Here is a 13,673-nt window from a genome sequence, read left to right on the forward strand (position 1 = left end):
TCTATTCCGCCGCGCACAACGGTGGCGCGGCGAGTGCTTCACTGGCTACTTACGGGAGACCGCATGGCCGAGCAAGCGAACGATCGCAAACCTTCTCCGGATATCCCCCCGGGCAATACCCGCCTGCAACAGGGACTCGCGCGCGCGCAAGCGCTCGGCCGCGATCCCGTGGTGCGCCGGCGCGCACGCAAGACAGGTCTCTGGACTGTCGGCGTGCTGGCCGTCTTCGGCGTCGTCGGTTACTTCACCGTACCGGCGGTGCTCAAGCATTACGCCGTCGAAAAGCTCTCCACCTATCTCGAACGGCCGGTGAGCGTGGGTGACGTGAGTTTCAACCCGTACACCCTTCGACTCGACCTCCATCAGGTGCACATCGGCGACAAGGCACCGGGGCAGCCTTTCGTCGACGTCGGCATGCTGCGCGTGAATGCGTCGTGGGGCTCACTGTTCCGTTTCGCCCCTGTGGTCGACGAGCTGTACGTCGATACGCCGGTCGTCAACATCGTGCGCACGGCGCCGCAGCGATTCAACTTCTCGGACATCATCGATAAAGCTACGTCCGTGCCACCTTCGCCGGAGCCGTCCAAACCGACGCGCTTCGCGCTGAACAACGTGCAGATCAAGAACGGCTCCATCCGTTTCGACGACACGGTGCAGAACGAGAAGCACGTTGTCGACAATCTGCAAGTGGGCGTGCCGTTCATCGCGAACCTGCCGGCAGACACCGACATCTTCGTGCAGCCGCTGCTAAAGGCGTCGATCGACGGTGCACCGCTCAACATCACCGGCCAGACGAAGCCTTTTGCCGACTCGCTCGAGTCGACGGTCGACATCAAGCTCGACCGGCTCGACGTGCCCAAGTACCTCGGCTATTCACCCGTCTCGGTGCCTGCGCAGATCAAGAGTGCGGCAGTGAGCACCGACCTGAAGCTGCGGTTCACGCGCGACAAGGACGGCAGCAACCATGTCACGCTGACCGGGACAGCCACGCTGGCGGATGCCGTCGTTCACGAGCCAGACGGCTCACCGATGGTGGCCGTCAAGCAAGTCGACGTGAAGCTTGGCAAGGTCGAGCCGTTGAACAACGTCTATCACATCGACAGCGTCCGGATCGACGGTCTCGATCAGCAAGTGACGATGGAGAAAAACGGCACACTGAATGTGACCAAGGCGCTGCTGCCGCAACGCACGGTCATCAAGGCGGTGGGTAAGGCCGTTGGCGAAGCGGCAGCATCCCCGCAAGCGAATGAAGCGGCCAAATCGGCCCCGAAGGTCGCTGCCGAGCAGACCGCTCAGGCGGCCACGCCGGCGTCGGCTGCCGAAGCGGCGCAGGCCAAAGCCGCGGCCGCAGCGCAGCCTAGCCCGCTCGACCTGATCGTGGGCGAAGTCGCGGTGGTCAACAGCAAGGTCCGCTTCACTGACGAGCGCGGAGCAAAGCCTGCGAGTATCGCGCTGGAGAACATCCAGATCGGCGTGAAGCAATTTTCGACGCTGGGCAAGGAACCCGCGACCTACGACGCGTCGATGGGGGTGCAAAGTGGCGGCACGTTGAAGGCGCAGGGTCAGTTCAGTCTGCCGGCGTACAACGCCAGCGGCGAGCTAGACGCCGAGTCGATTGCCCTCACCCCGTTGTTGCCGTTTGCACAGGGTGCACTGGCGGGCGATCTGAAGAGCGGTACGGTCGGCGTGCAGGCGAAGTTCAGCGCCGCATTCGCGCCGGACAAACAGCCCAACGTGCAGATTTCTCCCGCCACGGCCACGCTCGACAAGATTGAATGGCTCACCGGCATCAAGGGTGACGCGCCGCTCAAACTCGCCCACGCACAGGCGAAGCTCTCGCGCTTCGATCTCGGTGCACAGCAGGCGGTGCTCGACGAGTTGACGGTCACGGGGCTGGATGTGGCCGCGCGGCGCGACAAGGACGGCAAGATCAACCTGCTCGCGCTGACCGGTAACGGTCAACCGAAGACGGCCGCCGCGGCGGGTAGCGCGGGTAGCCGGGGCAACGATATCAATACGCGCGTAGGTACCGAACGGGGTCGCCGTACGTCGGCCAAGGCACCGGCCAAAACCGCGCAGGCCGGCGGATGGCAGTGGCAGGTCGGCAAGGTGTCCATCGAGAACGCGAGCATTGCGCTCGAAGACCGGGCCGTCAAAGGCCGCCCGATCAACGCGAAGCTGGCACCGCTCAATGTGCGCGTGCAGGGCGCCTCACAGGACATGGGCAAACCCCTGCAACTTGAGGTCAATGGCACGCTGAACAAGAAGGGTTCGCTGAACGTCACCGGCAACGTCACGCCGCAACCGCTCGCCGGCGACCTTCAGGTCAAGACGCAGCAACTCGATCTGGCAGCGTTCGACTCGTATCTCAGCGACGAACTGAATGCGAGCATCGCCAGCGCCCTGCTTTCGAGCAACGGCCGCGCCACGTTCGCAATGAAGGGCGACACGCCGCAAGCCACCTACCGAGGCGACGCCACGCTGGGCAACGTTCGCCTGCTGGACAAGGTGACGGCCGACGACTTCATGCGCTGGAATGCGTTGTCGGTACAGCAGATCAACATGGCGGTCGGCAGCGGCAAGCCCAACGTGCAGTTGGGCAGCGTCGCGTTGTCGCGCTTTTATGCGCGTCTGATCATCAACCCCAACGGGCGACTGAATCTGGCTGACGTGGTCGGCAATAAGGAAACGGCACCACGCTCGCTGACGCGTGCGAACGGCGGTGTGCCGCTCGACGGCAGTTCTGCAAGTGCCGCGGCGGCCAACCCTCCGCTCGACGCTGCCGCGTCGGCGGTGGAAGCCGGTCAGCCGACCGAAGTCGAGAAAAAGGAGCAAAAGCCGGGCGAGACGACAGTTGAGCGCGGCCCGGGCTACGGCACGGGCAAAGCGTTGCCGGCGGACGTGCACATCGGCCGGATTACGCTGCAAGGCGGCAACATCAACTTCACCGACAACTTCGTCAAACCGAACTACACCGCCAATTTGACGGATATCGGCGGACGCATCGGTGCCTTCGGCACGGCAACGACGGAGCCTGCGGATGTGGCGTTGCAGGGCAAGGTCAACCGCAATTCCCCGATCGACATTTCGGGCAAGATCAATCCGCTGGCGCCGATGGCGTTTGTGGATGTGAGCGCGAAGGCTGACGGTATCGAGCTGACCAATCTCACGCCGTATTCGACCAAGTACGCGGGTTACCCGATCGAGAAAGGCAAGCTCACGGTGGATGTGCATTACTCGCTCGATCAGGCCAAGCTCACGGCGAACAATCACATCTTCATCGACCAGTTGACCTTCGGTGACCGCGTCGAGAGCCCGACGGCGACCAACCTGCCGGTACGGCTGGCGGTCTCGTTGCTGAAGAATTCGCGCGGCGAGATTGACGTGAACATTCCGATTTCCGGCTCTCTCGAAGATCCTCAGTTCAGCTTGGGCGGCGTGATTTTCCGGGCGTTCGTCAACCTGATCGTCAAGGCGGCGACGGCGCCGTTCAGCCTGTTGGCCTCGGCGTTTGGCGGCGGCGATGAGGAACTGGGTTACGTGGAATTTGCGCCGGGCAGTGCACGTCTTACGCCGGAAGACGAAAAGCGACTCGATACGCTGGTGAAGGCGCTGAAAGACCGTCCTTCGCTCAAGCTCGACATCGTGGGCCGGGTCGATCCGGCGAAGGACACCGATGGCCTGCGTGAAGTGGCGGTCGATCGCGCAATCAAGGCGCAGAAGGTCAAGTCGATGGTCGGTCGCGGCGAAAGCATCGACGTGGACAGCGTGAAGGTGACGCCAGAGGAGCGCAGCAAGTATCTGACGGCAGCCTACAAGGCGGCGGACTTTTCGAAGCCACGCAACATGATCGGCTTTGCGAAGTCCTTGCCCGACGACGAAATGGAAAAGCTCATGGAGACGAACATCAAGGTGGGCGATGATGATCTGAGAGCACTGGCCGAGCGGCGTGCGCAGCAGGTACGCACTTGGCTGGACGGCAAGATCGAGTCCGAGCGGTTGTTCGTGGTGGCCCCGAAGCTCAATGCGGAGGGCATCAAGGACAAGGGCGCGACGACACGGGTTGACTTCGCACTCAAGTAGGGCATTTGTGTCATAATCCGTTTTACCACTGGGGCCGACATGGTTTCGACGTGGGTAGCGAAGCGATTCAGGGCATACCGAGGACCCGTCACCTCGTTAATCAATGGGAAAATTAGTAACTGCAAACGATAACTCGTACGCACTGGCTGCCTAAGGGCGCCTGCCTCGCACTAGCTCTCTGACGGGTTAGGGTAGCAATACCTCGCGAGGTCATTTACGTCAGATAATCTCCGGTGGTGCCATGGCGCCGGGGCCTAAAATTAAATGGATCGCTGTTGCGTAGCGTGTTCGTCCGCGACAAAACAGTTAAATCAAATGACTGAACTAAGTATGTAGAACTGGTCGTAGAGTACTTGCGGACGCGGGTTCGATCCCCGCCGGCTCCACCAAAACATAGCGTATCGACGACAACGAAAGATGCGCTGATCGATTGAAAAACGGACCTTCGGGTCCGTTTTTCATTTCTGCACCGCTATCCCTGATAGCGCACAACAAACAACGTCGCGGCCACCAACGCCGGACAGACCGTCAGCAGCGTGCCAATGATCCAACGCGTTTGCGACATCATCATCTGACTCATCGCCGTGAATCCGGCGTGCATCTCTGAACGGACCGCTTTGAACTCGGTGTGCATCTCCGAACGGACCGCTTTGAACTCAGTGTGCATCTCGGAGCGCAGTGATTGAAGACCGGTATGCATCTCGGTACGCACCGCTTTGAATTCCGCGTGAACGACCTTGAATTCAGCCTGTATCTCCGTGCGCAGCGATTGAAAACCGGTATGCATCTCCGTTCGAACCGCCTTGAATTCGGCATGCATCTCCGTGCGCACCGCTTTGATCTCAACGTGCAGTTCATTTCGAACCGCCTTGAATTCAACGTGCATCTCACTGCGCAGTGCGCCCACCTGCTCATGCAGTTCGACGCGCAAGACGCCAGTCTCTCGTTGAAGATCGGTCTTCGTGCATAACGTCGGTAGCACTGCCTCGATGCGTGTAACGCGTTTCGCTAAGGTCATGGGTGCTTTGCCCCTCGGTGCAGTGCCCGCGCACGATTCGTCGCGTAGCGACATGCGGAAAGGAGCAACGGAGAGTTTACGGAGTGTTCCCAACATAATTTCGGCTCGGGCCGGTCCGGCCTTCGCTCGCCTCAACATTCAGGTACGGTGAAATCAACCCGTCAGTCGCGAAACAAAGGCCTTTGCAGCACATTCGCCCACCCGCTTACTGACGGCATTCCGTTACCCTATCGCAGAAAGCCACAGCGTTGCAGGTGCGTAGCTCGCACCTAACCTCCCCGTCAACGCCTCCGCCCCGGCGCCGCCGCGTCGAAATTCCCGCAACGAAAACGGCCGCGACGTCCTGCCCCGCATCAATCCACGAGAATCGGGTACAGCGAGACAACGAGCAGCGCCGCCGCCACACCGTTGAAGATGCGGACCGAACGGGCGTCTGTCAGCACGCGGCGCATGGCCGTGCCAAACCCTGCCCAAAGACCGATGCAAGGGGCACCCAGAACCCCATAGATTGCCGCCAACATCAACACATCCAGCAGATTCGAACCGTTCGGCAAATACGTGCTAATCGCCCCCACTGCCATCACCCACGCTTTCGGGTTGACCCACTGGAAGGCTGCGGCGCCGAGAAATCCCATCGGCCGCGCCCGCTCGCGCCCCGCGTCGTCCATCGGTCCCGAGCGCGCAAGATGCCACGCCAGCCACAGCAGATACGCCGCGCCGACAAACTTCAATACCGTGTGGATGATGGGGAATTTGATGAAGACCGAATGCAGGCCAGTGCCGGTGAGAAACACCATCAAGGCAAAACCGCAAGCGATACCCGCCAGATGCGGCAGCGTGCGCAGAAAGCCGTAATTCAGGCCCGACGCGAGCACCATCATGTTGTTGGGTCCGGGTGTCACCAGCGTGATGACAGCGAAAGCGCAGAAGGCCAGCAGTTGTTCAGTCGTCATGATCGAATACGTTTTATTGCTGCCCCGTCAACACCCGACGGAGCGCATCGGGCCAGCAAACCAGCCCGAGGATTACGGTGAGATAGCATAGGCAGTGCGTCCGCGCGAATCCCGGTACAGTTCGCCAAAATCGGACGGGCCTGTATTGGCAGCCAACCATGACAGTTCGGCCGACACCCACACCGCACTGCCCTTCCCGCGCCACCGTGAATCGGCTCAACCAACTAAATCGCCCACTCACACAGACCCCGCAGTGTCATGCGAAAATCGACGCCATCCGAAGCCCATTGAAAGTCCATCCAAAGCGCGCGAAGTCTCCGTTGTGCGCCGACCGATGAAAGACGCCCCACCATGCCGCCTCGCCTGCCCCCGCTCTCCGCGCTGCGTTTGTTCGAAGCTGCCGGACGGCATCAAAGCTTCAAGCGCGCAGCCGCCGAACTCCACCTCACACCCAGCGCTGTCAGCCATGGCATCGTCGGGCTGGAGCAAACACTCGGCATCGCCCTCTTCACGCGCTCGCCGCAAGGGCTCTCGCTCACGCCCGAAGGTGTCGACTATCTCGCCTACGTGACCGAGGCGTTCTCGCTGCTCATGACCGGCACGCGTCGCCTGCCGACCCGGGACTCGACACGTGCCATCGCCCTCACCTGCGCGCCCACGCTTGCCTCGCGCTGGCTGCTACCGCGCCTGTCACGCTTTACCCAGCGCATGCCCGACGTCGACGTGACACTAGACACCTCACGCCGGCAAGTCGGTTTTCCGACCGACGGTTTCGACTTCGCAATACGGTTGTCGCGCGCCCCAGTGGCCAGCGACACGTGGCACCGACTCTTCGGCGAACAGTTTGTCCCCGTATGCAGTCCGGCCTATCACGCCGCCCACGCGGATGCGCACGGCAAGATCGACCTGCAAGCCATCACACGCATTCACGTGAGCAGTGCCAGCGAAGACTGGCAAGGCTGGATCGAAGGGGCAGGTGTGGAAGACTTCGACGCGCGCGGGGGTCTGAGCTTCGACAGCATTCAAATGGCCTTCGACGCGGCCATCATCGGGCTCGGTGTGGTGATCGGCCGCCGGCCGCTGGTCGACGAATATCTGGCGAACGGCTCGCTGATGCCGGCGCACCACATCACCACCACGTCACAAGGCGCCTACTGGCTGATCTGCGCAGACGATATCGAACCCCATCCGGCTTGCACCGCCTTCCGCGACTGGGTCATCGAAGAAGCGGCCCATGCTTCCCATTTGCCTGAAAACCCACACTAAGTGAATTAAATTCACTCGTGATATTGCATTACTCCTTTGCCATACGGAGCTTCCATTGCGAAACTTCGGTGAGGAGGATTCACCACCATGACACAACCCGCATCACCCTCACTGCAAGGCCGCGTCACGCTCATCATTCTGGCCGGCGCGCTCGTGCTGAGCGCCGCCATGGGCACCCGGCAGACATTCGGGCTATTCATCAATCCGTTTTCCTACGATCGTGGCGTGCCCGTCACCTTGGTCGCCTTCGCCATTGCGCTGCATAACCTCGTGTGGGGTTTCGCGCAGCCGTTCGCGGGTGCGATGGCCGATCGACATGGTCCGGCACCGGTAGTCGCCTTCGGTGCCTTCGCCTTTGCGGGTGGACTCGCGATGGCAGCTCTCGCGCCCTCGGGCGTCTGGCTCGTCATCGGGCTGGGCGTGCTGGTCGGGCTGGGCATCAGTTGCACGACATTCGGCGTCGTCCTGCCGGCGGTGAGCCGCGCCGTGGCCCCCGAAAAGCGCTCAATGGCGATGGGCCTCGTGAGTGCGGGCGGCTCACTCGGGCAGGTCGCCCTCGTGCCTGTCGCACAGGGACTGCGTCAGGCGTACGGCGTATCGACATCACTGTTCGTCCTCGCGTTGATCCTGTGCTGCGCTGCACCGCTCGGCCTCTTCATGACGCTGCACCGGCGCAAGGCAAAGGGTGCAAAGGCCGACGCGACGGCGTCAAGCGCCTCTTCATCAGCTACGGCAACGACAGCGACGACAACGACCGCACAACATAACGACGGCGAGCACGTCTCCTTACGCGACGTCCTCCACCAGGCGCGCACCCATCGCGGCTTCCAGTTGCTCACGCTCGGCTTCTTCACCTGCGGTTTCCAGCTCGCCTTCATCGCGACCCATTTGCCCGGTTATCTGCTCATGTGCCACATGCCGGTCGGTCTCGGCGCCACGGCACTTGCACTCATCGGCCTGTTCAACATGGCCGGAAGCTGGGCCTGCGGCTGGCTGGGCGGACGCTATCGTCAACACCACGTCCTCGGTTGGCTGTACCTGATCCGGGGCGGCGCCATCGCGTTGTTCTTCCTGCTGCCGAAATCCGATACGAGTGTGGTGATTTTCGCGGCCGTCATGGGGTTGACGTGGCTCGGCACGGTGCCACTGACAAGCGGTCTGGTCGCCAAAGTATTCGGCGCGCGGCACTTGGGCACCCTCTTTGGCGTGTGCTTTATGAGCCATCAGGTCGGCTCGTTCCTGGGCGCGTGGCTGGGTGGCTATGTGCTCGACGTCACCGGTTCGTACAACCTCATCTGGGCCGCCACCGCGATCCTCGGGGCCGTCGCCGCTGCGCTGCACTTCCCGATTGACGACGCCAGCGTCGTGCCGCCCATGCGCCAACCGGTGCCCGCGACAGCGTAACGGGATAACGGGATGACGGCATAAAAACACACGGTCATTACCTCCGAGGTAATCGACCGTGTGCACTCCGCCCGAGACAATGGCTTCACCTTCTGCCGGATTCCCCGGCCTTGTGGAGCCTGATCATGTTGACTCGCCTGCCGCTGCCCTCTAATACGCTCACTGCCCGCGACCTCGCTGCCGACCACGACGCCTGTATCACGAGCCCCAACAACACGCCGCCGATCACCGCCTCTGGCTACCTCGCCGGCAGCGACGGCACCGCACTCTTCTATCGCGACTGGGGACACGGCAAGCCCGTGGTGTTTCTCTCGGGCTGGACGCTAGCCAGCGACATTTGGGCCTATCAAATGACGGCCCTCGCCGGTGACGGCTTTCGCTGCGTCGCGTACGACCGCCGTGCACACGGACGCTCGGCCGACACCGGGCGCGGCTACGACTACGACACCCTCGCCGACGACCTGCATGCCCTATTGAATGCCCTCGATCTGACCGATGTCACACTCGTCGGCCACTCGTTCGGGGGCGGCGAAATCGTGCGCTATCTCACGCGTCACGGCATGCGGCGCGTATCGCGCATCGTCTTCGTGTCACCGGCAGCCACGCCTTATCTCGTGAAGACTGCCGACAACCCCACAGGCGTGGACGCACAGTGCTTCTACGAATCCCTCGACGAAATGCTCACCTCGTTTCCCGACTGGATCGAACGCCGCGCCGCGCCCTATTTCGCGCCGGGAACGTCGGACACTGTGATTCGCTGGACATCAGACCTGATGCTGCGCACCTCGCTGGATGCGGCTGCCGCCCTCAATCGCGTGCAGACATCGACCGACTTCCGGCCCGAGATGGCCGCGCTCGATATTCCGGCGCTGGTACTGCATGGGGATTGCGACGCGAGTGCGCCGCTGGAGGTCACCGGCCGCCCGACGGCACAGGCGATTGCGGGCGCCGTCCTCAAGGTCTACGAAGGTGGCACGCACGGCATGTACTTCAATCAGGCCGCGCGCATGACCCGCGATATCCGCGAGTTCGCCAATCGCTGATCATCGGGACCGCATGTCCGAGCGACGCCGCGCGACGACAACATTTAGCGACGACGCCCATGGACGAGGCTTATAACCGATGCGAATTCGCCAGCCGAAAAATCTTCGTCCAGCGTTGCGCGAGCGCGCGGTTAGCCATGGGGACTGTCCACTGCGCCTGCGCGTTATGCGCGAGTTCGAGCACGAGGGACCAGCGGCCGTTGCCGGTCACCGGATGCGCAGACGTCACGTCGGAAAACACAAACCGCGACGCACTCTCGCCCACGCGAATCGTCCCCATCTTGCGATCGGCGTCGAGGCGAAGCGCGCCCCACTCGCCCTCGATGCTCACGACACGCTCGCCATTGCGCCGCACACCGTGCACCGCCCGATATCGACGCACCGCATCGACCACGAGCCAGACGACGATCAGCACGCAAACGACAATCGTCACAACTGCCGCCGGCGTGCCAAAGCGCATGGCGACCTCGCCATAAAGCCGCACCGCCCCGTAGACAATCCCCGCCAGCACCACCAGTCCCAACAAAATGAACGGCACAACAACCTCCTGCATTCCACGCTATCGATTCGCGCCACCTTACCCGGACCAGCGCGGACCAGCCCGGTCCCGCGCAGCGCGATAAAAAAGCCCTGCCGGCAGCGCCGCCCGGCAGGGATCCATTTCACCACAGGCACATGGCGCGCGCCCGCGAGGGCACACGCCATCACACCGTCACGCCGTCAAACCATCACCGTGCAGGCTGCGGTGCCGCGCCTACGTCCTTGCGCACCTTCGCGACCTGTGCGGCCGTCACGGCGGGTGCCGTGTTGCCCCAGCTCGTGCGCACGAACGTCAGCACATCGGCCACGTCCTGATCGGTCAGACGATCGTCGAAGCCCGGCATCGCGTAGTGCGTCGGCGCCGACTTCGTCCACGGCATTTCAGCACCGCGCAGCACGATGTGAATGAGCGATGTCGGATCGGCCGAATTCACCGTCGAACTGAGGGCCAGCGTCGGGAAGGTCTGCGTGTAGCCCTTACCCGTGCTGCGGTGGCAGGCCGCGCAGTTGTCGATGAACGTCAACGCCCCGTTGCTCTTGTCAGACCCGGCACGCAGCGCCTTGGCCGCTGTCTCGTCATACGCGAGCGCCTTGGCGTTCGGGTCGACGGGTTTCAACGTCTTCAGGTACTTCGCAATCGCCGTCAGGTCGTCGTCGCTCATGTACTGCGCACTGTGCTGCACCACATCGGTCATGCCACCGAACGCTGCGGAATGGTCGTTGCGCCCGCCCTTGAGGAACGCCGTGATATCGCCTTCGCTCCAGTTGCCCAGACCGTCGGTCACGTCGCCCCGCAAGTTCTTCGCGAGGAAGTTATCGACCACTCCCCCCGAGAGGAAGGCGGTGCTGTCATCGGTCAGGGCCTTCTCCTGCAACGCGACGCCACGCGGGGTGTGACACGCGCTGCAATGGCCCAGCCCTTCGACGAGATAGCGACCGCGCGAGATCGGGTCGTTATCGGTCGACGCAGCATCCGCCACCACGGCTGGGGCAAACATCTTGCGCCAGAACGACAACGGCCAGCGCATCGACATCGGCCACGGAATATCGGTCGCCTTGTTCGCCTGCGCCACCGGCTGCACGCCCGACATGAAATACGCATAGAGCGCCTTCACGTCCGCCGGACGCACCTTCGCGTACGACGTGTACGGCATGGCCGGATACAGCGTCGAGCCGTTCTTCGCAATGCCGTGACGCACGGCCTTGTCGAAGTCTTCGAGACTGTAGTTACCGATACCGGTGTCCTTGTCCGGCGTGATGTTGGTCGAATAGATCGTGCCGATCGGCGACGCAATCGGCAGCCCGCCCGCAAACGGCTTGCCCTTGGGTGCCGTGTGACACGCCGCACAATCGCCCACGCGCGCGAGATACTCGCCTTGCTTGATGAGTTGCGCCTGCGGGTCATTGGCAGCCGGTGTCTGCACCACCACGGCAACCGGGCCCGGCGTCGGAACTGGTGTTACAGCAGGTGCCGCAGCCTCTTGCGCCCACGCGTCGAGCGCCACGAGTGCGCCAAAGGTCAGCGAACCAGCGGCCAGAACCAGAGCGGAGCGCTTGAGCATTGATTTTCGGATCATGGTCGCTCTCCTCAGGCCTGCACCAGCGGGCCGGCGTTCTTGAGGTACTGTTCGCGAATCGCCTTCGCAGACCAGTACGCCAGCGCCGCCACCACGCCTGTCGGGTTGTAGCCCATGTTCTGCGGGAAGGCCGACGCCCCCATCACGAATACGTTCGACACGTCCCAGCTTTGCAGATACCGGTTGACCACACTGTTCGACGGGTTCGTGCCCATGATGGCGCCGCCGGTCGTGTGCGTGCTCTGATAAACGCGCGTGTCGTAATGACTGCCCTTCTTGCGAATGGCGCGGAACACCTTCTCCGGGTTCATGGCACGGCCGACCTCTTCCATGCGGTCGCCCATGTAGCCGAGCATGTTGTATTCGTTGTCATGCCAGTCGAACGTCATGCGCAGCAGCGGAATACCGTAGGCGTCCTTGTACGTCGGATCGAGATCGAGGAAGGCGTCCTGATACGACATGACCGAGCCCGAGATACCGATGGTCATGTAGCGCTGATACGCGTCGGCGATACCGGCCTTCCACTTGCTGCCCCAAGACGGCGTACCCGGCACGGTCGGCGTCATCTTGATCGGACGCCCGCCGTAGCGGATATGACGAATGCTTGCGCCACCGAGGAAACCGAGTGGCCCGTGATCGAACTGGTCGCCGTTCAGGTCGTCCATCGACACCCCGCCCGCGCCCGTGCCGACAAACGGGTTCAACTGCGTGCCCTTGGGCAGCAGCACGTTGACGGCGCCATTCATCTGGTACGCGTAGTTCTTGCCGACCACGCCCTCCCCCGTCTTCGGGTCGTACGGCTTGCCGATACCCGAGAGCAACAGCAGTCGCACGTTGTGCATCTGGTACGCGGCCATGATCACGATGTCGGCCGGTTGCTCGACCTCACGGCCTTGCGCGTCGATGTACGTCACGCCTGTGGCCTTCTTGCCGTCGCTATCGAGATTGACCTTGGTGACGTACGAATGCGTGCGCAATTCGAAATTCGGCTTCTTGAGCAGCACCGGCAGAATGGTCGTCTGCGGCGAGGCCTTCGAATACATGTAGCAACCGTAGTTCTCGCAGAACCCGCAGAAGTTGCACGGGCCGAGACGCACCCCATACGGATTGGTGTAAGGCTCCGACGTATTCGCCGCCGGCGCCGGATACGGATTGAAGCCGACCTCTTTCGCCGCCTTTTCAAAGAGCGTGGCGCCGTAGGTGTTTTGCAGCGGCGGCGTCGGAAACTCGCTCGAACGTGCCCCTTCGCGCGGGTTGCCGCCCGGTACGATCTTGCCGTTCAGATTGCCCGCCTTGCCCGACGTGCCGAACACCTTCTCGGCGAAGTCGAAATGCGGCTCCAGTTCTTCGTAGCTCACGCCGAAGTCCTGAATCGTCATGCCCTCGGGGATGAACTTCTTGCCGTAGCGCTCTTCGTAGTGACTGCGCAGCTTCAGCTCTTCGGGCAGCACGCGATAGTGCATGCCGTTCCAGTGAAAGCCTGCACCGCCCACGCCGTTGCCCAGCAAAAACGAGCCGTTCTGGCGATACGGCACGGCCAGATCGTCCGGCGCGTGGCGAATCGTTACGGTCTCGCGCGCCAGCTCCTGAAAGAGCTTGCCGCGCACCGAGTATTCGAGTTCATCGATGACCTTGGGGTACTGCGCGTCGGTGGGCGTGTCGCGCATCGCGCCACGCTCCAGCGCGACGACGTTCAGACCGGCGTCGGTAAGCTCCTGACCGAGAATCGCCCCGGTCCAGCCGAAGCCCACAATGACGGCGTCGACCTTATCTTTCTTGATCGCCATGA

At 62.5% G+C, this 13,673-nt stretch carries 9 protein-coding genes and 1 other RNA gene; 5 read left to right on the forward strand and 5 right to left on the reverse strand.

The annotated features are described in order from the left end of the window. Positions 1 to 63: 63 nt before the first annotated feature. The gene (locus tag AT302_RS17290; protein WP_058379490.1) at positions 64 to 4,083 is read left to right on the forward strand and encodes a DUF748 domain-containing protein; all 4,020 of its coding nucleotides are present in this window, start codon (positions 64 to 66) and stop codon (positions 4,081 to 4,083) included. 30 nt (positions 4,084 to 4,113) lie between these two features. Further along, positions 4,114 to 4,472, forward strand: a transfer-messenger RNA (tmRNA) gene (gene ssrA / locus AT302_RS17295). Between the two features lie 83 nt (positions 4,473 to 4,555). Here ssrA and AT302_RS17300 read toward each other — a convergent pair. Further along, a complete protein-coding gene (locus tag AT302_RS17300; RefSeq protein ID WP_157125819.1) occupies positions 4,556 to 5,014 on the reverse strand; it encodes a hypothetical protein in 459 nt (152 codons plus the stop codon). 440 nt (positions 5,015 to 5,454) lie between these two features. Further along, a complete protein-coding gene (locus tag AT302_RS17310) occupies positions 5,455 to 6,054 on the reverse strand; it encodes a LysE family translocator (RefSeq protein ID WP_058379493.1) in 600 nt (199 codons plus the stop codon). Positions 6,055 to 6,405: 351 nt separating this feature from the next. Here AT302_RS17310 and AT302_RS17315 point away from each other — a divergent pair, with 351 nt between their 5' ends. From AT302_RS17315 to AT302_RS17325, 3 genes are all read left to right on the forward strand, one after another. Then, complete coding sequence (locus AT302_RS17315; protein ID WP_058379494.1) at positions 6,406 to 7,320, forward strand: LysR substrate-binding domain-containing protein; 915 nt, start codon at positions 6,406 to 6,408, stop codon at positions 7,318 to 7,320. 87 nt (positions 7,321 to 7,407) lie between these two features. Next, positions 7,408 to 8,724 carry an MFS transporter gene (locus AT302_RS17320; protein WP_058379495.1) on the forward strand — a complete coding sequence of 439 codons (1,317 nt, stop codon included), beginning with the start codon at positions 7,408 to 7,410 and terminating at the stop codon, positions 8,722 to 8,724. 125 nt (positions 8,725 to 8,849) lie between these two features. After that, the gene (locus AT302_RS17325; protein ID WP_084656297.1) at positions 8,850 to 9,767 is read left to right on the forward strand and encodes an alpha/beta fold hydrolase; all 918 of its coding nucleotides are present in this window, start codon (positions 8,850 to 8,852) and stop codon (positions 9,765 to 9,767) included. A gap of 70 nt (positions 9,768 to 9,837) precedes the next feature. Here the strand turns inward: AT302_RS17325 and AT302_RS17330 are convergent, their stop codons facing one another. The 3 genes from AT302_RS17330 to AT302_RS17340 form a co-directional block, all read right to left on the reverse strand. Next, entirely contained in the window at positions 9,838 to 10,305 is a 468-nt protein-coding gene (locus AT302_RS17330; RefSeq protein ID WP_064675235.1) for a hypothetical protein, read from the reverse strand. Between the two features lie 190 nt (positions 10,306 to 10,495). Continuing rightward, on the reverse strand, positions 10,496 to 11,884 hold the full coding sequence (locus AT302_RS17335; protein ID WP_237171948.1) for a c-type cytochrome: 1,389 nt from the start codon (positions 11,882 to 11,884) through the stop codon (positions 10,496 to 10,498). Positions 11,885 to 11,895: 11 nt separating this feature from the next. Beyond that, on the reverse strand, positions 11,896 to 13,671 hold the full coding sequence (locus AT302_RS17340; protein WP_058379497.1) for a GMC family oxidoreductase: 1,776 nt from the start codon (positions 13,669 to 13,671) through the stop codon (positions 11,896 to 11,898). Positions 13,672 to 13,673: the final 2 nt, after the last annotated feature.

It is taken from the genome of Pandoraea norimbergensis, from assembly GCF_001465545.3.
GTDB lineage: Bacteria > Pseudomonadota > Gammaproteobacteria > Burkholderiales > Burkholderiaceae > Pandoraea > Pandoraea norimbergensis.